The organism is Azospirillum doebereinerae, assembly GCF_003989665.1.
In the GTDB taxonomy this organism is placed as follows: domain Bacteria; phylum Pseudomonadota; class Alphaproteobacteria; order Azospirillales; family Azospirillaceae; genus Azospirillum; species Azospirillum doebereinerae.
In genome coordinates this window covers 81,283-100,392 of record NZ_RZIJ01000006.1, presented here as the reverse complement: position 1 = coordinate 100,392, position 19,110 = coordinate 81,283, and the positions used below count along the sequence as shown (strand labels likewise).

Genomic DNA, 19,110 nt, shown 5'->3' with positions numbered 1-19,110 from the left:
GTCTTGACTTTCTGCGTTGAAGGCCAGCTTGGAGCGAGCGGCTCGCAAAAGGCGCCGCTCCTGACGGTTCGAAGTGTCGCCGATCCTGGTTAAGCAACACTTGCCAAGGGGAAGAGCATAGCCGCTTTCCCTTGCGGGTGAAGGGAGTAAGATGGATGCGCCTTCCGCTTTCGACACCCCCAACGATGCGTCACGAAATCGATCCTGTCCACTGCGCTGCAACAAAAATTGCGTTTCGGCCGGCGGTGTTGACCGACATTCCCGTCCTGATGGTGATCGAGGAGCTGTGCTTCCCGACCGACCGGATGACGCGGCGCAACTTCCGGTATGCGATTTCCCAGGCCAAGGGCGTCGTTCTGGTGGCGCTCGTCGATGGGGAGGTCGCCGGCTACGGGGTGGTCGGTTTCCACGCCCGGACGCGGATCGGCCGCCTGACCTCCTTCGCGCTCCACCCCGACCATCGCGGCGCGGGACTCGGGCGCCGGCTGCTGGCGGCGCTGGAGGACGCGGCGACGGCCCATGGCTGCGGCTCCATCCGGCTGGAGGTGCGGCGCGACAACGCCGCCGCCATCGGCCTCTACAATGGGGCCGGTTACGCGCTGTTCGGCGTGTACCTCAACTATTACGAGGACGACATGGCGGCGCTGCGGCTGGAAAAGCTCCTGCCGCCCGCTCCCTTGGCCGCCTGATCCGGCCCGTTCCGGTCGGGCTTCCGGCACGGCGACTCATAACGATAGAGGTAAGCCGGCGAGCGCAAGCGCGACCGGAATCGCCACGCCCTTCCACGGAAGCCACTCTTTCCGTCCGCGCCGGGGAACAACCCCGTGATGATCGCGTTCATTAACCAACGCGATCATCACGGGAAGCGCGTCCGGCCGGTGGATCCGCCGGCAGCACGGCTTCCCTTCCAGAGCGATGGGGGACCTATGACGAACGTTCGTTCCGCGCGCTGCTCCGGCCCAGGCTTGGCCTTCTAAACCGCCGTCACCGAACCGACACCACCCGCCCCGTTCCGACCGGCCGCACCGTCCGCGCCGAATGGGGAAACTCGTCCCTGTCCGGGGCGCCGCCCGCTCGGCAGCCCCGCACGCGCAAAAGACAGGACGCGGCACAAACCGTGGAGGAATTAACGACATGGCGTACTCGTTCGAATCCGATCTGATCCGCTGCATGCCCAACCTGCAACGCTACGCGTGCAAACTGACCCGCGACGCCAGCGCCGCCGAGGACCTGATGCAGGATTGCCTGGCACGCGCCCTGTCGCGGCAGCATCGTTTCGAACCCGGCACCAACATGCAGGCGTGGCTGACGACCATGCTGAAGAACCTCCACTTCAACAACCTGCAACGCGACCGCCACGTCACCAAGGTGGAGCTGTGGGACGGCGCCATGTCGGTCGAGGCCGCGCAGATGTCGCGGCTGGTGTTCCGCGACGTGGACCGCGCCTTCTCCGCCCTGACCCCCAGCCAGCGCAAGGTGGTGAAGCTGGTCGCCATCGAGGGCCGCCCCTACCAGGAGGCGGCGGAAACGCTGAACGTCTCCATCGGAACGATCCGCTCCCGCTTGTGCCGCGCCCGCGAGCGGCTGAACAACCTGATGGCCGCGTAACGGCGGTCCGGCAAGGGCAAAGCCCCTCTCCCGCACGGGAGAAGGGGCTTTTCGCCGTTGGGCCGACCGTCGTCACCCGTTCACGACCGTGCCGCCGTTCGGGTGCAGCACCTGCCCCGACATATAGGAAGAGTCCTCCGACGCCAGAAAAACGAAGGCCGGGGCCACCTCGTCGGGCTGGCCGACGCGCTTCATGGGCACGTTGCCGCCAAAGGTTTCGACCTCCTCGGCGGTGAAGGTGGAGGGGATGAGCGGGGTCCAGATCGGACCGGGCGCCACGGCGTTGACGCGGATCCCCCGCTCCGACAGCGCCATCGCCAGCGAGCGCGTGAAAGCGACGATGGCGCCCTTGGTGGCCGAATAGTCCAGCAGCTTCGGACTGCCCTTGTAGGCGGTCACCGACGCCGTGTTGACGATGCAGGCGCCCTCCCCCAGATGCGGCAGTGCCGCCTTCACCAGAAAGAACTGTGCGAAGAGGTTGGTGCGGAAGGTTCTTTCCAACTGCTCGGCCGTGATGTCCTCGATGGACTCCTGCGGGTGCTGCTCGGCGGCGTTGTTGACCAGGATGTCGAGTCGTCCATGCTCCTCGATCATCCGGGCCACGGCTTGGCGGCAGATGTCCTCCTGGCCGATGTCGCCGCGAACAACCGTGCAGGGTTGCCCCTCGGCGGCGACCAGACGGCGGGTCTCCTCGGCGTCCTTGTCCTCGTTGAGGTAGGAAATGCCGATCTTGGCACCCTCGCGCGCGTACAGCACGGCAACGGCGCGGCCGATCCCGCTGTCGCCGCCGGTGATCAGCGCCACCTTGCCGCGCAGCTTGCCGCTGCCATGGTAGCCGGGACGGGTTTCGGACGGCTGCGGAACCATCGGTTCCTGCCGGCCGGGACGGGTGTCCTGATGCTGCGGAGGTTGGAGGCTCTCCTGCTCGGCCATGGCCTTCTCCTTTTGCGGTGGTCCGGAAGAGCGGCCCCGGTAGGGCTGTGTCCCCGCCACAACAGCCGCGAAAACCGTGCGTTCCGCAAAGAAACAGTTCGGAACAACCCTCTCGCGACGCTGTTACTTCGGCGTGAGACAGACGGGAGTATGAAGGTACCGGGCCTATTTGTTGAAACGGGAGCGCGGACCGCGCCTTTCGGCCGACTGGCAGGGTGGTCGACGCTCCCCATAAGATGAGGTAGGCACCGTTTCACCGGCCTGTGTTGGATGCTAGACTGCCGAACGTGTCACGGTTTGTTTTCGTCCCTGGGCTTGATCCCCGGCGACCCTCCGGGAACGACAGACATGAAGCGTGTGACGATGACCCATATAAACGCCTATCTGGACGGCGCCCTGGACGACCAGGAGCGCCGGGAGTTCGAAGACGCGGTGGAAAGCGACGCCGATGCCAAGGCGCTGCTGTCGCTGCACCGCCAGCACGTCGACGAGCTCCACCGGCTCTACGACCCCGTGCTGGAGGAAGAGGTGCCCTCGCGCATGCTCGACCTGCTGCGCAAGCGGAGCTTTTGACCGGTCACGGCCCGCTCCACACCGCGTGGAAACGGAAGGGTGAGGCGACCGGCTCGGCCCTGGCCGCCTTTTTTGTGGCCGTCCTTTCGCTGACGACGGCTTTTTCGCATGCGTTGGCCTGCGCGTTCCGCTATCGGATCCAGGCGACCCGGTCGGCGTTGGGCTCGACCGGAACCGGGTGAGACGGACGGGCATGGCGCGCAGACGGGCCGAACCGAGCATCCTGCTCGGCCCCATTCTCTATTTCCGTGGCGAACAGCGCGACCGCTGGTGGTTGTCCGCTTTGTTCGTTCTCGATGGCGAGGTCGAGCCGGACGACCTGCGGGTCGATGGGGTGACCCTCCCCGTTCCTCCCCGGCATCTGACGGTCTGGCGCCACCGCCATGTCTGGCGGTTTGATTTCGCGGTCCCGCGCGGCGTGCAGGACACCGACGTCAGCTACGGTTTTCCTGACGGTCCGTCCTGGAGCATGGTTGTTCCGGGTCGTTTTTCACGCCCGCGCCTCGCCTTCGTTTGCGGAGGCGGAACGATTGGGCCGACCATGGAATCGGCCGACGGGACCGCGCTCGGCGGGCTGTGGCCGGAGTTGCTGGCGCGGCACGCCACCGAACGTCATCACCTGCTTCTTCACGGCGGCGGTCAGATCGACGGCAACGCGGTGGCCGCGGCATCGCCCCAATTCGCCGCGTGGCGCGGACAATCGGAACGGTCGCGGGCCTCCCAGCCCTTCTCGCCCGCCATGGCCGAGGAACTGATGAGCGCCGGATTCGACCGCACCTTGCATCAGTGGAGCCGACCGGCCGTGGCGCAGGCTTTGGCGAGCGTTCCATCGGTCATGCTGTGGGACGACGCCGACCTCCTCGCACGGTGGGGAAACCTGCCGGACGCCGAGGCGCTATCCAAAGTCATGCGCGGCATCGGTATGACGGCGCGGCGCAATTTGTCCTTGTTTCAATTGGGCGCGGTGGCCGAGTCCCCGCCCGATTGCGCCTGGGACCCCGCTCGACTCACCGTCACGCAGGGCTTCCCGATGGGCGAGACGGGATTGCTGGCCCTCGACACGCGCACGGAGCGCACGCGGAGCCGCATGCTGTCCGAGCGGATCTGGACGATGCTGCCGGACTGGCTCGACCGCTTCCAGGATTGCCGCCACCTGATCCTGATGACGGGAACGCCGTTGCTTTTCCCGGCCGGCGGCGGGATGGGACGGCTGACCTCCTGGTTGCCGGGAATGGCCGGGCAGGCGCGACGGATGGCCGACCAGTGGCGCAGCCCCGGCCACCGCGCGGAATGGGAGCGGCTGATGGAGTTGCTGACCGGCTTCTCCCGCCGCACCGGCTGCCGGATCACCGCGCTGTCGGGCGGTGGCGGCTTGGGGGGGCGCATGGTGCTGCGTGGCGGCGGGGTGGAGCTGTGGCAGTTGCTGGGGCCGACGCTGGCCGCGCCGCCGCCCACGCGCTGGGTGGCGGAGGCGATGGAGCGTCTGGCGGCGCGGGGGGAAAGCCCCCTGCCCGGCCACAGCCTGGACACGCCGCTCTTCCCGGAAAACGGCCGGCGGACCATCGGCAAGCGCGGCTGGCTGTCGCTGGCCTTCGACGGCAAGGGACAGTTGCACGCCCGCTGGACCGCCGAGGGGGACGAGACCCGCTACGCTCAGGCGATCTGAGGGGGAGCCGACGGGCGCTCGACGACGAACAACAGGCCCGGAACGCCGACGCCCTTTTCGCGGCGGGGTGTGCAGGACTCCATCAGGCGGATCGTCAGACCGGCGTCCTCCGCCGTCGCGCGGACATAGGCTTCCGCATGGGCGTAGCGGCGGGTCGGGCCGAGGGTGAAGCCATCCTCCGCCGACCGTTCCACCGTCGCCGCGAAGCGGCCGCCGGGCACCAGCGCCTTGGCCGAGGCGGCGAACACCGGGGCCAGATCGCCGAGATAGACCAGCACGTCGGCGGCCACCAGCAGATCCCAGCAGTCCGGCACCTCGTCCAGCGCCGCCACCACGTCGCCGACCCGCAGGTCGTCGTAGAGCGCCCGCCCCCGTGCCTTCTCGACCATGCGCGGCGACAGGTCGACTCCGGCGAGGAATCCGGCGAGCGGCCGGAATCCGATTCCGGCCAACCCGGTTCCGCAACCGAGATCGAACACCCGCAGCCCCGCCACCGCACCGTTCCCCTGGCCGTTCTCTTGGCCGATCACCCGATCGACCGCCGCGCGCAGCAGTTCCGGGGCGGCGTAGCCGAGCTTGCCCAGCAGATCCTGGTCGAATCGGTCGGCGTAACGGTCGAACAGGGCGCGGACATAGGCGGCCGACAGGTCGCTGCCCTCCCCCGCCTCCAGCGCCGCGATCAGGGCGGCAGCGCCCAGCCGGTCGTCCGGGTCGAGGGCGCGGGTTCGGCGCAGGGCGGCCAGCGCCTTCTCCGGTTCGCGCAGGGCGATCCAGGCGCGGCCGATCGCGTGGTGCAGCCCCGCGTCGTCGGGCGCGCGGCGGGACAGCGGTTGCAGCAGTTCCACCGCCGCGAGGGCATCGCCGCAGCCGGTCAGCGCCTCGGCCAACTCCAGCGCGGCCTCCGCGTCGTCGGGGCGCAGGGCCACGGCCTCCCGGTATTCGTCCAGCGCCTCCTCGGAGCGCCCGGCGGCGTTCAACGCGCGGGCGTGACCGAGGCGGACGCTGGCCGAATCGGCGCGCTCCGCGCTCAAGGCCCGGTAGGCGGCGATGGAATCGTCCAGGGAACCGGCAAGCCGCAATGCCTCGGCCAACCCCGCTCGCCACATCCAGACCTCCGGATCGACCGCGACCGCATGGGCGTAGGCGTAGGCGCGGGCGGCGGCCCCGGTGGAGCCGCTCGCCTCGGCCAGCGCGGCCCAGGCCTCGCCATGGCCGGGATCGACGCTGACCGCCATGGCGAAGGCGCGGGCGGCTCCCGCCGCATCGTCGGCGTAGAGCCGGTCGTAGCCGCGTTGAAACAGGCTGTCGATGTCGGCGGCGGGGCCGGCGACCGGTTCCGATGACACGGGCGGAATCCTTGGGCGGTGGATGCGATGGGGAAGCGGCAGCGGCCTTGAAGGAGGCCCGCCGCGACACGGCCGGTCGCCCCGGTTCCGGGCGTTGCTTCCGGGCTTCGCGGGGCCGCCGGCGAATCAGGGGGCGGCACAGCTTATTGCCCGATCATGCTGCACCGCGCAAGGGGGTCCCCAAAATGATTGCGGCGTGTGATTCCGGCGACACGCGGTCGCAGTAGCCCTTTTTTCGTAGGGTCTCGCCCAACCGTTCGGCAGGGACTGGATCCTCCGTACAGTTTCAGTCTGATTCAAAGGCTTATGACCCGGATCGAAGGGCATAACACCCCCGTCCCGCACCCCTCTGTGACATTCGGCGAAGGAAGGGTGTGGTATTACCAGGGCGTAATTGGGTTGACGATGGATCAAATTTTTGGAAATGTCCCCTCGGCGCCCGATTGGGAGGCGTCGAACCCAGGTTAGGAGGCGGTCGCCGTAAGCGACTCGGCGATCGGAAGAAAGGCCCCGCGCGGGGGGTCAACAGCCACCGTCCAAGGCGGGGCACCAGACAGAGGAGGTCGGATATGCGAGGACGAAAACAGGGCGTACGTGCCACATTGGGTGGCAAGGTCGCACTGGCTGCCGGACTCTTGATGGCCCCGCTGGCAGCGACGCCGGCCTTGGCACAAGAAAGCTGCGTGACCCACGCGGTGGAAGCCGAGCAGAAGCTCAACATCCCTTCCGGCATGCTGGTCGCGATCGCGCTGGCCGAAAGCGGTCAGGACGGCGCCCCCCACCCCTTCGCGATGAGCCTTCAAGGCCGTCCCTATTTCGCCCGCAGCGTCGGCGACGCCGCCAAGCACCTTCGGGACCATCGCGGACAGCTTCGTTCCAACACCTACGTCGGCTGCATGCAGCTCTCGCTGGCGTCGCACCGGGGACAGTTCCAACCGGTCGAGAAGATCGTCCAGCCCCGCGACAACGTCTTTTACGCCGGCCAGCTTCTCGTCCGTTTCCATGGCGAGGAAGGCAACTGGAAAACGGCCCTGGCCCGCTACAACGGCGGCTCCGTCCATCGCTCCCAAGCCTATGTCTGCAAAATCTGGCAGAACCTGAACGGTCTGGATCCGCAAAGCGCCAAGCTTCTGGCCTCCTCGCGCTGCGAGGACACCGATCCCGTCAGCGTCGCCCCCAAGACCCGCCGCAGCTTCCGCAACGCGCAGCAGGTCGCCTCGATCAACTGAGCTTCCGACGCGCGCCGCCCGCGCGTCCTTCCACCTCCTCCATACGGAACTGGCGCGGCCGTGCGTGATCGGGTAAATCCCCCGTCATGAACTACCGCCACATCTTTCACGCCGGCAACCCGGCCGACGTGATGAAGCACGCCGTCCTGGCGCTGATCCTCGATCATCTGCGCGCCAAGCCCGCGCCGTTCTGCGTGCTCGACACCCACGCCGGCATCGGCTGCTACGACCTCCTGTCGGAACCGGCGCAGAAGACGCTGGAGTGCGAGGACGGCATCGGCCGCCTGTTCGGCGCCCCGCCGCCCCACCCGTCGCTGGCGCCCTATCTCGGCGCCGTGGAGGGGCTGAATCCCGATGGACGGCTGCGCTGGTATCCCGGATCGCCCCGCCTCGCCCGCGCCGCGCTGCGCGAGCAGGACCGGCTGGTGCTGGTCGAGCTTCATCCCGACGACGCCCGCACCCTGAAGGCCGAGTTCGCCGGTGACCGCAACGTCGCCGTCCACCAGAGCGACGCCTACCTTGCCCTGAAGGCGCATCTGCCGCCCAAGGAAAAGCGCGGGCTGGTGCTGATCGATCCACCCTTCGAGCAGCCCGACGAGTTCGCCCGCCTGGCCGAGGGCTTGGCCGCCGCGCACCGCCGCTGGCCGACCGGGGTCTACGCCCTGTGGTACCCGATCAAGGAGCGCGCCGCCGTCTGGCGCTTCCAGGACGCGGTGGAGAAGACCGGCATCCCGAAGGTGCTGATCGCCGAACTGACGTGGCATCCGGAGGACACGCATCTGCGCCTCAACGGGTCGGGGCTGTTGATCGTCAACCCGCCTTGGACGCTGGACGACCGCCTGCGCGAACTGCTGCCCGCCCTGCACGACGCCTTGGCCACGACCGGCGGCGGCAGCGCCGTCAGTTGGTTGACGCCGGAACGCTGAGCCGGCACCCCGGACAATAAAATCCCCCGGTCCTCGCGGGCCGGGGGCAAGTTCAGGATGGAGCTTTGAACCGGCGTCAGAACTGACGACGGGTGTCCTGCGCGGCGTCCTCGGCCCGGCCGGCCAGCTTGCGCACGGCGTCGTTGGCGGTGCGGGCCGACAACTCCGACACCGTGACGCTGCGGCTCAGCACGAGTTGGACGTTGTCCTTCAGCATCGAACTCTGGGTGGCGTAGAAATCGGGAACGGTCCGGCTGCGCATCAGGGTGTTGACCGCGCTGGCGTTGCGGGCCGCGACCTCCTGGGCCAAGCCCATCCACTCCCGCCAGATCGCTTGGGCGCCGTCGGTCAGCACGCCGCCGCACTGGACCATCACGTCCATGTTCTGGCGAACCTGATGCATGACCTCGCCCTGGGCCTCCTTCGAGAGGCCGAGGGCGCGCTGCAACTGCTCGGTGCTGCGGCTGGCGGCGTCCGACGCCGTCCCCATCAGATCGCGCGCCGTTTCGGCGCCCTTGCGGGTCAGGTCGGCTCCGGTGTCCATCGCCTTTCGACCGGCTTCGATTCCCTCCTCGGCGGCCCGCTGACCGGTCCGGGCGGTGTCCTCGGCAATGGAACGCGCGGCGTCGGCGGCGCGGCGCGTGGTCGACTCGCCGAGCCGTGCCGCTTCGTCGATCGCACCCTTGGTGCGATTCGCCGTTTCGCGGACCGCAGTCTGCGTATCCTTGTCGGTGGCCATGCCTATGCTCCTCGTTTTGGTTCGTCCAAGCCGGACGCTTCGTCCCAAAATTCTCGCGTGGGTCGTTATGCTGCACTGCCGCACGCGTCGAGCATATAACACGGTGAAATCAGAACGTTCCACGACGCAAAGTAATAAACGCACACCCCTTCTTTCGGGGTATGCGCTTCTTTGAATACTTATGCGTTTGCAATCAGAGACTTGTTGTTGCGTTGCGGCAGCCTTTCTGACGCAACGCAACAACAAGAAACGCTCAGGACCGCCCCTTGCCGAAGCGGGCGAGGATTTCCCCGGCGATGCCGCGCCGGAACAGCAGCACGCAGATGACGAAGATGGCGCCGATGACGACCGGCACCGGCAGGTTGGTCGCGGCCAGATAATTCTCCAGCGTCACCACCAGCGCCGCACCGACCACCGGGCCGGTCAGGGTGCCCATGCCGCCCAGCAGCGTCATCAGAACCACCTCGCCCGACATCTGCCACGTCACGTCGGTCAGCGTCGCCAATTGGAAGACGATGGCCTTGGTTCCGCCGGCCACCCCGGTCAGCGCCGCCGACAGCACGAAGGCCATCAGCTTGTAGCGTTCGGTGCGGTAGCCCAGCGAGATGGCGCGCGGCTCGTTCTCGCGGATCGCCTTCAGCACCTGGCCGAAGGGCGAGTGCACGGTGCGCCAGATCACGGCGAAGCCGAACAGGAAGATCGCCAGCACCGTGTAGTACATCGTCAACGGCTGGGAGAGGTCGAACAGCCCGAACAGCGTGCCGCGCGGCACCGCCTGGATGCCGTCCTCGCCATGGGTGAAGGGCACCTGCAAGGCGATGAAGAAGACCATCTGCGACAGGGCAAGCGTGATCATCGCGAAGTAGATGCCCTGCCGCCGGATGGCGATGGCCCCGAAGATCAGGCCGAATCCGGCGGCGCAGAGGGCGCCCAGAAGGATCCCCAACTCCGGCGACAGGCCCCAGACCTTGACCGTGTGGGCGGTCACATAGGCGGCCGAGCCGAAGAAGGCGGCGTGACCGAAGCTCATCAGTCCGGCGAAACCGATCAGCAGGTTGAAGGCGCAGGCGAACAGCGCGAAGCACAGCACCTTCATCAGGAAGACGGGATAGAGAATGAAGGGCGCCACGACGAGGACCGCCAGGGCGACGACCCCGCCGATCCGGGCCAGCGGCAGGCCGCCGGCCTGAACGGAGGCGGGGCCGGCACCGGCCGGGGCGCTGTGCGAATGAAGGGTCATGGCGTTACTTCTCCCGTCCGAAGAGGCCGGCGGGCTTGATCATCAGCACCACCGCCATGATGACGAACACGACGATGTTCGAAGCCTCCGGGTAAAAGACCTTGGTCAACCCTTCCAGCAGTCCCAGGCCGTAGCCGGTCACGACCGCGCCCAGGATCGAGCCCATGCCGCCGATGACGACGACCGCGAACACCACGATGATCAGGTTGGTGCCCATCAGCGGGCTGACCTGGTAGATCGGCGCCGCCAGCACCCCGGCCAGACCGGCCAGCGCCACGCCGAAGGCGTAGGTCAGCGTGACCATGCGCGGCACGTTGATGCCGAAGGCCTGGACCAGCACCGGGTTTTCCGTCGCGGCGCGCAGGTAGGCGCCGAGCTTGGTCCGCTCGATGGCCATCCAGGTGCCCAGGCACATCACCAGCGACGCCACCACCACCCAGCCGCGGTAGTTGGGCAGGAACATGAAGCCCAGGTTCTGGCCGCCGCGCAGGGCTTCCGGGATCGGGTAGGGCTGGCCGGACACGCCGTACTGGTGGCGGAACGCGCCCTCCACCATCAGGGCCACGCCGAAGGTCAGCAGCAGGCCGTAGAGGTGGTCGAGCTTGTAGAGCCGCGCCAGCAGCGTCTTTTCCAGCAGCACGCCGAACAGCCCGACGATGACCGGGGCCAGCAGCAGGGACCACCAATACCCGATGCCCAACTGCGTCAGCAGCAGCCAGGATACGAAGGCGCCCATCATGTACAGCGCGCCATGCGCGAAATTGATCACGTTCAACATGCCGAAGATGACCGCCAGCCCCAGGCTGAGCAGCGCATAGAACGACCCGTTGATCAGCCCCAGCAGCAGCTGTCCGAACAGCGCCTGTGGCGGAATGCCGAAGATGGTCCCCATCATGACCGTCGATCTCCCCCGCGGTTCCCGCCTTTCCCCGCCGGCAACGCGGCAAGGGGCGGGAACCGTGTCTCTTATTCAAAACCGGCGATTACTTCGCCGCGATCTTGCAGCCGCTCTCTTCCAGCGTCGCGAACGCCTCGGCGCCGGGGATCGTGCGCAGGATCTGGTAGTAGTCCCACGGCCCCTTCGATTCCGACGGCTTCTTGACACGGGCGAGATACATGTCGTGGATCAGGCGGCCGTTGGCCAGGATCTTGCCGTTCTTGGTGAACATGTCGTCCACCGGCATCTCCTTCATCTTGGCCGCGACGGTCGGGCCGTCGTCGGTGCCCGCCGCTTCCACCGCCTTCAGGTAGTGACGGACGGCGGAGTAGCTGCCGGCCTGCACCATGGTCGGCATCTTGCCGCCGTGCCGCTCGCCGAACTTCTTGGACCAGGCGCGCTTCTCGTCGTCCATGTCCCAGTAGAAGCCGGTGGTCAGCACCAGATCCTGCGCCACCGACAGGCCCAGCGCGTGGACGTCGGACAGGAAGATCAGCAGACCGGCAAGCTTCTGCTGCCCGCTCTGGGTCAGGCCGAATTCGGCCGCCTGCTTGATCGAGGTGATGGTGTCGCCGCCGGCGTTGGCCAGCCCGACGACCTGCGCGCCCGAGGACTGGGCCTGGAGCAGGAAGGACGAGAAGTCCGAGGTGTTCAGCGGGGTGCGCACCGCGCCCTTCACCGTCCCGCCGGCCTTCTTCACCTCGGCCGAGGCGTCGGATTCCAACTGGTGACCGAAGGCGTAGTCGGCGGTCAGGAAGAACCAGCTCTTGCCGCCCTCCTGCACCATGGCGCGGCCGGTGCCGACCGCCAGCGCGTGGGTGTCGTAGGCCCAGTGGAAGCCGGTGGGGGAGCAGGCGTCGCCGGTCAGTCGCGAGGTCGCCGGGCCTTCCATCAGGAAGACGGTCTTCTTCTCGCGCGTCACTTCCTGGACCGCCAGCGCGACGCCCGAGTTGGGCACGTCGACGATCACGTCCACGCCGTCCTGATCGATCCACTGACGGGCGAGGTTGGAGCCGATGTCCGGTTTGTTCTGGTGATCGGCGGTGACGATCTGGATCGGCTTGCCCAGGATCTTGTTGCCGAACTCTTCGGCCGCCATGCGGGCGGCGATCGCCGACCCTTCGCCGCCGAGATCGGCGTACAGACCGGAACGGTCGTTCAGCACACCGATCTTGACGGTGTCGCCCGACAGCTTGCCTTGCGCCAAGGCCGGACCGGACGCCACCGTTCCGATGGTTAAGGCCGCCAGCGCGGCACCGGCCAGAAGACGTGCGTTCATACGTGAATTCTCCCCTTCGACGTTTTTGGGTGCGTTCATGAGCGATCGACGAAAACACCGGGGCGGTCGTGCGCGCCGTCCCCACACACACCACTATGCAGGCGCAGCCCCTTGTAAGCGAAGCGGAATTTCAGCTCGCGGAACAAATTTCGCGATTGGTCAAGCGGCGCGCGGGTTTTTTCCATCCTGCGCTGCAACGTTGCCGCCCGCGCGGACGCGGCTGCGGTCGATCCGCCGCATCACCGGCGTCACCGTGGTGCCGTGCACGAGAATCGACAGCAGCACGACAAGTCCGGTCATCGCCCACAACCGGTTCGGAACGCCGAAGTCGGCGGCGTTCAAGGCGAAGGCGACGTAGTAGAGGCTGCCCATGCCGCGGATGCCGAAAAATCCGATGGCCAGCCGTTCGCCAAGGGGCATCCCGCTGCCCCACAGGCCGGCCAGACCGGCCAGCGGCCGCACGACGAACAGGATCGCAACGGCGGCGGCCAGAGCGCCCCACCCCACCGGATAGAGCAGGCCATGGGCCAGCGTGCCGCCGAACAGGACCAGCATGACCATCATCAGCAGCCGCTCGGTCTGCTCGATGAAACCATGCAGCGTTTCGTGATAGCGATGGGAACGCTCGGCGTCGCGCAGAGCCACCGCGCTGACGAAGACCGCGACGAAGCCGTAGCCGGCCACCATCTCCGTTGCGCCGTAGGCGATCAGCGTGATGCCCAGCGACACGAAACCGTCGCCGGTGCGCGACAGCTTCGCCCGATTGGGCACCCGGAAGGTGGCGAAGGCCAGGAGCTTGCCCACGATCCAGCCCATGCCGATCCCGGCCGCCAGCTTCCACACCACGTCCAGAGCGAACCAGCGCAGGGCATCCATGCCGAGGTCGGAGCCGCCGTTCAGCAGCGCGACGGCGACCGCGAGATGCACGAAGGGAAAGGCCAGCCCGTCGTTCAGGCCGGCTTCCGAGGTCAGGCTGAAGCGGATCTCATCCTCTTCGCCCGATTGCGGCGGGCCGACCTGGATGTCGGAGGCCAGGACCGGGTCGGTCGGGGCGAGCGCCCCGCCCAGCAGGATCGCCGCGGCCGGCGACAGCCCGAGCCCGAGCCAGCCGATCAGCCCGATGCCGAGAATCGACAGCGGCATCGTGATGCCCAGAAGCCGCCATGTGACCATCCACGACCGCCACCCCAGCCGCCGGTCGAGCTTCAGCCCGGCCCCCATCAGCGCGACGAGGACAAGAAGTTCGGTCAGCCGTTCCGTCGCCTTGGGAAAGGTCATCGGATCGGGGGCGTCGAGCCGGAAGACGGTGAACACGCCGTAGCCCAACCCGACGCAGATGATGGGCAGAGACAGCGGCAGTTCCTTCAGCACCATCGGCAGCCACGCCACCAGCAGCACCAGAAGGCCCAGCCCGACCAGCATGACGACATAGGACATGCAGCGCCCGATCCATGGCGACCGCGCGCGGGGCGGCCGAGTCCATCCTCAACGCGGCAAAGCCGCGTTCGGCCCGCCCAATTCCGATCCCCATGGATCGCCAGGCCGGTGGAGCGCCGATAACACTGTCGGGAAAATGCGGCGATTTTCTACCGCCGCGATTCGGACTCGAAAAAAGCTCCGCCCCTGATCTGGCTTCCGTGCCGGAAACCGGGCGGCGTTCGACCCGGAGCGACCGCGGGAGCCGAACCGCGGTCGGGGTGCGAAACGGCCGTCAGGCCGCCGAGGTCATCGGAAAGCCGCTGTAGTCCAGCGAAGCGGACCAGAAACGCTCCAGCTTGCGCAGGGTCTCGTTCGCCTTGGTCAGTTCCTCGTCGCTGAAGCCGGCCTTTTCCAGGGCGGTCAGGTGACGCTCGAACATCAGGCTGATCTTCTCGCGCAGGTCCAGCCCCTTCTCCGACAGGCGGACGCGCACCGACCGGCGGTCGTGCGGCGAACGTTCCTGCCCGAGATAGCCGTTTTCGACCATCTTCTTGACGTTGTAGGACACGTTGGAGCCCAGGTAATAGCCGCGCGCGGTCAATTCGCCGACCGTCATCTCGTCTTCGCCGATGTTGTAGAGAATCAGGCTCTGGACGTTGTTTATATCTTGGATTCCCAACCGATCCAGTTCGGTCTTCAGCACCTCCAGGAAATGGCGGTGAAGCCGTTCGATCAGCAGGATGCTTTCATAATAGGGTTTGCGCACCGCGGTCTCCTTTGGCTCTATCCGGACAATCCCCGCGCAAGGACGGTTACCGGGACCTTAAGTCGAGATTAACCGATCATTGGTCGGCAATCATCTTAATAATTCTGGAAAAAACGGGCGATACCCCACCTTTTGGCAGGCCGCCGTACAGCGCTTCTTCAAAGTCGAACATCGAAAATCCGCGCGCGGAAAGGTTGCTTCCCACGCGCGGTTCGATCCGGATCGCGCTTTTTACGCGGTCAGTCCTTGAACGCCAGATCGCCGCCGGCGGGCTCCGAGAAATGGCGCTCGACGTCGGAGGGACCGACTCCGGACAATTCGGCCGGCTTCCATTTCGGGCTCTTGTCCTTGTCGACCAGCGCCGCGCGGATGCCCTCGTAGAAGTCGTCTCCGGCCAGGCAGGCGAGGCTGAGGCGCAGTTCCTGAATCATGCAGTCGTCGAAATCGAGCTTGGCGCCCCGGCGGATGGCGGTCAGCGTCACCTTCAGGCTGGTCGGCGACACGCGGTTCAGCGTGGCGAGTTGGGCGGCGGCCCAGTCGGTCCCCTCCGCCTCCAGCGCCTTGACGATGGCCTCCACCGTGTCGAAGGCGTAGCAACGGTCGATGGCCGCCCGGTTCGCGGCGACGGTGGAGTCGCCGGCCGTTCCCCTGGCCTTGGCGACCGCCTCGTCCGGCGGGGTGCCGGCGGCGAGATCGGCGACCAGCGCCTCGATCCCGGCGCTGGGCACGAAGGCGTCGGCGGCCCCGATGGCCAGCAGATCCGCCGCCTTCAGCCGATCGCCGGTGAGGCCGAGCCAGGTGCCGACCTGACCCGGCAGGCGCGGCAGGAAATAGGTGCCGCCGACGTCCGGGTACAGGCCGATCCCGGTCTCCGGCATGGCGAACAGCGTGCGCTCGGTGACGATCCGGTGGGTGCCGTGGACCGACAGGCCGACGCCGCCGCCCATCGAGATGCCATCGATCAGCGCAACGTAAGGCTTGGAGAGGCGCTTGATCCGGCGGTTGAGGACGTACTCCTCGCTGAAGAAGGCACGGATCGCGGAGCCGTCGCCCGTTCCCGCGCGCGCCGCCTTGCCGGCCTCGTACAGGCTGACCACGTCGCCCCCGGCGCAGAAGGCCTTTTCGCCGGCGCCCTGGATGACGACGGCCTTGACCTCGGGATCGGAGTCCCAGGCGCGCAGTTGCGGATCGAACAGCCGGATCATGCCCAGCGTCAGGGCGTTCAGCGCCTTGGGGCGGTTGAGCGTGACGAGGCCGATGGCGCCCCGGCGTTCGAACAGAATCTCAGCAGAGTCGCTCATCGTCTTGATTTTTCTCAGTTATCGTTGTGGCATCGGGCGGTGGAGGAGGCGGAGTCCCGCGAACCGGTTTCCCCAACTTGGACCAGCCCCCGGCCGCGATGATACGGGACGCGGCGGCCCTGTCAAACCAAGCCATACGGCCGCGCATTGCCGGTCTGGCGTGCCGCGCGCGCAGGCGGGAACCGAGCGGGGGCTTGGCCCGTTGGCAGCCCATCCTCATCTGTGACGGGCAACGACCGCGAAGGGCTGAACCAGACCATGAAGGTTGCCATAATTTTGAACCGGTCGGCGGGATCGCTGGTCGACCGGCCGCTCGACGGCCCGACCGCCGCCGTCCGGGCCGCCTTCGAAAGCCAGGGGGCCGAGGTCGACCTGCACGCCATCGAGGGCGCCGAATGCAGCAAGGCCATTGAAAGGGCCTTGGCGTCCGACGCCGACCGCGTCGTCGTCGGCGGCGGCGACGGCACGGTCCACACGGCGGTGAAGCTGGCGCTGCCAACGGGCAAACCGCTCGGCGTCCTTCCTTTGGGGACTCTCAACCTCTTGGCACGCGATCTTGAGATTCCACTTGAACTGGAGGCAGCGGCCCAGGCGCTGGCCGGCGGTGGAACCCGCGCCATCGACGTCGCCGAGGTGAACGGCGAACCCTACCTGAACAGCTCGGTCATGGGCTTCTACCCGGCCGTGGTGCAGGAGCGGGAGCGCCACCGCAAACAGCACCGGCTGCTGAAATGGCCGGGGGCGGCGATGGCCCTGGCCAAGACGCTGTACCGGATGCCGCTGCTCGACGTGCGATTGGATTGGGGCCAGGGGCCGCGCAAGATGCGGACGCCGATCCTCGTGGTGTCCAACAACCCCTACGACGACGGGTTCGGCCTCGTGCTGCGGCGGGCGTCGCTCGACAGCGGCAAGCTCGGCGTTTACGTGGCGCGCGAACGCAACGCCTTGGCGATGCTGCGGCTGATGGGACGCCTCGTCGCGGGAACCTGGAAGCAGGATGAGGCGTTGGACAATTTCACGGTCACCAGCCTGACGGTCCACAGCCGCCGGCACCGGTTGAAAATGGTCAACGACGGCGAGGTGCGGAAGCTGGAAGGGCCGCTGCAATACCGGATTCGTCCGGGAGCCCTGACGGTTATGACGCCACGTTCGGACAACGCATGAGGATCGGGTGAAAACGCTGGCGCACATCTCGGACCTGCATTTCGGGCGGATCGACCAGCGGGTCGTCGATGGACTGCTGGCCGATCTGACCGAGCAGCGTCCCGACCTGATCGTGATCTCCGGCGACCTCGTGCAGCGCGCCAAGCGCCGCCATTTCGAGGAGGCGCGCGAGTTCCTGGACCAGCTTCCGGTGCCCTACATGGTGGTGCCGGGCAACCACGACATTCCCGTCTACAACGTCTTCCGCCGCTTCACCAACCCGTTCGGCCATTACCGACATTACATCTCCAAGGATCTCAGCCCCGTCCACGTGGATTCGGAGATCGCGGTGCTGGGCATCAACACCGCGCGCCCGGTCATCATGGACTTCTCCGAGGGCCGCATGAACAAGGCCCAGATCCAGCGGGTGCGCGAGGTGTTCTGCGAGTTGCCCGAGACCGTCTTCAAGGTGCTGTTCACCCATCACCCCTTCATGCCGCCGCCCGACTCCCCCGCGACCCAGCTGGTCGGGCGCCACAAGCTGGTCCTGCCGGCGCTGGAGACCTGCGGCGTGGACCTGATGCTGGCGGGGCATCTCCACAAGGCCTATTCCGGCGACATCATGAGCTTCCACACCCAGGTCGCCCGCTCCATCCTGGTGGCCCAGGCCTCCACCGCGACCTCCACCCGCCTGCGCAACGAGGCCAACGCCTACAACCTGATCGCCATCGCCCCGCCGCAGGTGACCTTCGAGGTCCGCTCCTGGGAGGGCGCCGCCTTCACCGCCGGGTTGGTCTCGACGTGGCGCAAGCAGGGCCACCGCTGGGAGTTGCAGGCGCAGGACAGCGGATTCCGTCCGGTGAGCGGGGCGGCCTGAGCTTACGCCGGCCTGGGTTCACGCCAGCTTGAGTTCATGCCACCGGGAGGCGTAGGATCGCGTCCTTCGTTCCAAGAGCGCCGGTCCCTGTGCGATGCCGATCACCTTCCCCGCCTCCTTTCCCCGCAGCCGCCTGCGGCGCAACCGCGCCGATGCCTGGACCCGCCGCCTCGTCGCGGAGAACACGCTGACGGTCGACGACCTGATTTGGCCGGTCTTCGTGATCGAGGGAGAGAACCAGCGGGTGCCCGTCGCCTCCATGCCGGGGGTGGAGCGTATGACCATCGACCTCCTGTGCGAGGCGGTGGCCGGGGCCGGCGACCTCGGCATCCCCTGCGTCGCCCTGTTCCCGGTCGTCGGGCCGGAGGGCAAGTCGGAGGACGCGGCGGAAGCCTACCGACCCGACAACCTGATGAACCGCGCCATCCGCGCGCTGAAGGCGGCGGCACCCGGCGTCGGCGTGTTGTGCGACGTGGCGCTCGACCCCTACACCACCCACGGCCATGACGGCATCCTGCGCGACGGCTACATCCAGAACGACGAGACCGTCGAGGTCCTGGTCCGCCAAGCGCTCTCCCAGGCCGACGCCGGGGCCGACATCGTCGCCCCGTCCGACATGATGGACGGACGCATCGGCGCCGTCCGCGACCGGCTGGACGCCGACCGGCACCAACTGGTGCGGGTCTGCTCCTACGCGGCGAAATACGCCTCGGCCTTCTACGGGCCGTTCCGGGACGCGGTGAATTCCGGCGGCTTCCTGAAGGGCGACAAGAAGACCTACCAGATGGACCCGGCGAACAGCGACGAGGCCCTGCGCGAGGTGGCGCAGGATCTCCAGGAGGGCGCCGACATGGTGATGGTCAAGCCCGGCCTGCCCTATCTGGACATCATCCGCCGGGTGAAGGACCAATTCGCCGTCCCGACCTTCGCCTATCATGTGTCGGGCGAATACGCGATGCTGCGGGCCGCGGCGGGCAACGGCTGGCTGGACTACGACAAGGCGCTGATCGAAACGCTGACCGGCTTCAAGCGCGCCGGCTGCGACGCGGTGCTGACCTACGGCGCGCTGGACGCGGCAAGGCTGCTGCGCCAGGGCTGACTGGCCGGAACTGGGCAACACGGGTTCGT

General features: G+C 67.3%; 19 protein-coding genes. 9 read left to right on the top strand and 10 right to left on the bottom strand.

Annotated elements, in window-relative coordinates:
- Nucleotides 1-248: 248 nt before the first annotated feature.
- Together EJ913_RS09925 and EJ913_RS09920 are read left to right on the top strand one after the other, a co-directional pair.
- Entirely contained in the window at nt 249-689 is a 441-nt protein-coding gene (locus tag EJ913_RS09925) for a GNAT family N-acetyltransferase (RefSeq protein ID WP_185909736.1), read from the top strand.
- 445 nt (nt 690-1,134) lie between these two features.
- On the top strand, nt 1,135-1,608 hold the full coding sequence (locus EJ913_RS09920) for a sigma-70 family RNA polymerase sigma factor (protein ID WP_126997283.1): 474 nt from the start codon (nt 1,135-1,137) through the stop codon (nt 1,606-1,608).
- 72 nt (nt 1,609-1,680) lie between these two features.
- Here EJ913_RS09920 and EJ913_RS09915 read toward each other — a convergent pair whose 3' ends face one another.
- Nucleotides 1,681-2,541, bottom strand: coding sequence for an SDR family oxidoreductase (locus tag EJ913_RS09915; RefSeq protein ID WP_126997281.1), 861 nt, complete (start codon nt 2,539-2,541; stop codon nt 1,681-1,683).
- Nucleotides 2,542-2,889: 348 nt separating this feature from the next.
- Between EJ913_RS09915 and EJ913_RS09910 the strand changes: the two genes are divergently transcribed.
- On the top strand, nt 2,890-3,114 hold the full coding sequence (locus tag EJ913_RS09910; protein ID WP_126997279.1) for an anti-sigma factor family protein: 225 nt from the start codon (nt 2,890-2,892) through the stop codon (nt 3,112-3,114).
- A gap of 193 nt (nt 3,115-3,307) precedes the next feature.
- Complete coding sequence (locus tag EJ913_RS09905) at nt 3,308-4,780, top strand: metallophosphoesterase family protein (protein WP_126997277.1); 1,473 nt, start codon at nt 3,308-3,310, stop codon at nt 4,778-4,780.
- On the opposite strand, the gene EJ913_RS09900 is transcribed toward EJ913_RS09905, so the two are convergent.
- A complete protein-coding gene (locus EJ913_RS09900) occupies nt 4,768-6,126 on the bottom strand; it encodes a tetratricopeptide repeat protein (RefSeq protein WP_244939310.1) in 1,359 nt (452 codons plus the stop codon). The genes EJ913_RS09905 and EJ913_RS09900 overlap by 13 nt on opposite strands.
- 638 nt (nt 6,127-6,764) lie before the next feature.
- Between EJ913_RS09900 and EJ913_RS09895 the strand changes: the two genes are divergently transcribed.
- Together EJ913_RS09895 and EJ913_RS09890 are read left to right on the top strand one after the other, a co-directional pair.
- Nucleotides 6,765-7,355 carry a transglycosylase SLT domain-containing protein gene (locus EJ913_RS09895; protein ID WP_238520592.1) on the top strand — a complete coding sequence of 197 codons (591 nt, stop codon included), beginning with the start codon at nt 6,765-6,767 and terminating at the stop codon, nt 7,353-7,355.
- 86 nt (nt 7,356-7,441) lie between these two features.
- On the top strand, nt 7,442-8,281 hold the full coding sequence (locus tag EJ913_RS09890; protein WP_126997273.1) for a 23S rRNA (adenine(2030)-N(6))-methyltransferase RlmJ: 840 nt from the start codon (nt 7,442-7,444) through the stop codon (nt 8,279-8,281).
- 76 nt (nt 8,282-8,357) lie between these two features.
- Here EJ913_RS09890 and EJ913_RS09885 read toward each other — a convergent pair whose 3' ends face one another.
- The 8 genes from EJ913_RS09885 to EJ913_RS09855 all read right to left on the bottom strand — a co-directional run bounded on the left by EJ913_RS09885 (nt 8,358) and on the right by EJ913_RS09855 (nt 15,962).
- Complete coding sequence (locus EJ913_RS09885; protein ID WP_126997271.1) at nt 8,358-9,020, bottom strand: phasin family protein; 663 nt, start codon at nt 9,018-9,020, stop codon at nt 8,358-8,360.
- 253 nt (nt 9,021-9,273) lie between these two features.
- Nucleotides 9,274-10,260, bottom strand: a complete 987-nt coding sequence (locus EJ913_RS09880; RefSeq protein ID WP_126997269.1) for a branched-chain amino acid ABC transporter permease — start codon at nt 10,258-10,260, stop codon at nt 9,274-9,276.
- Between the two features lie 4 nt (nt 10,261-10,264).
- Nucleotides 10,265-11,152, bottom strand: a complete 888-nt coding sequence (locus EJ913_RS09875) for a branched-chain amino acid ABC transporter permease (RefSeq protein WP_126997533.1) — start codon at nt 11,150-11,152, stop codon at nt 10,265-10,267.
- 91 nt (nt 11,153-11,243) lie between these two features.
- Nucleotides 11,244-12,476, bottom strand: a complete 1,233-nt coding sequence (locus EJ913_RS09870) for an ABC transporter substrate-binding protein (protein ID WP_126997268.1) — start codon at nt 12,474-12,476, stop codon at nt 11,244-11,246.
- Nucleotides 12,477-12,635: 159 nt separating this feature from the next.
- Nucleotides 12,636-13,913 (bottom strand): cation:proton antiporter, encoded by a 1,278-nt coding sequence (locus tag EJ913_RS09865; RefSeq protein WP_126997266.1) that lies wholly within the window; start codon nt 13,911-13,913, stop codon nt 12,636-12,638.
- Between the two features lie 274 nt (nt 13,914-14,187).
- On the bottom strand, nt 14,188-14,661 hold the full coding sequence (locus EJ913_RS09860) for a MarR family winged helix-turn-helix transcriptional regulator (protein WP_085556611.1): 474 nt from the start codon (nt 14,659-14,661) through the stop codon (nt 14,188-14,190).
- A gap of 76 nt (nt 14,662-14,737) precedes the next feature.
- Complete coding sequence (locus tag EJ913_RS32960) at nt 14,738-14,866, bottom strand: hypothetical protein (RefSeq protein ID WP_274389904.1); 129 nt, start codon at nt 14,864-14,866, stop codon at nt 14,738-14,740.
- Between the two features lie 34 nt (nt 14,867-14,900).
- Nucleotides 14,901-15,962 (bottom strand): enoyl-CoA hydratase/isomerase family protein, encoded by a 1,062-nt coding sequence (locus tag EJ913_RS09855; RefSeq protein WP_126997264.1) that lies wholly within the window; start codon nt 15,960-15,962, stop codon nt 14,901-14,903.
- A gap of 258 nt (nt 15,963-16,220) precedes the next feature.
- Here EJ913_RS09855 and EJ913_RS09850 point away from each other — a divergent pair, with 258 nt between their 5' ends.
- The 3 genes from EJ913_RS09850 (at nt 16,221) to hemB (ending at nt 19,081) form a co-directional block, all read left to right on the top strand.
- Nucleotides 16,221-17,126: a diacylglycerol/lipid kinase family protein gene (locus EJ913_RS09850; RefSeq protein ID WP_126997262.1), complete on the top strand. Its 906-nt coding sequence runs from the start codon at nt 16,221-16,223 to the stop codon at nt 17,124-17,126.
- Nucleotides 17,127-17,133: 7 nt separating this feature from the next.
- A complete protein-coding gene (locus EJ913_RS09845) occupies nt 17,134-17,982 on the top strand; it encodes a metallophosphoesterase family protein (RefSeq protein WP_126997260.1) in 849 nt (282 codons plus the stop codon).
- 94 nt (nt 17,983-18,076) lie between these two features.
- On the top strand, nt 18,077-19,081 hold the full coding sequence (gene hemB / locus EJ913_RS09840) for a porphobilinogen synthase (protein ID WP_126997258.1): 1,005 nt from the start codon (nt 18,077-18,079) through the stop codon (nt 19,079-19,081).
- Nucleotides 19,082-19,110: the final 29 nt, after the last annotated feature.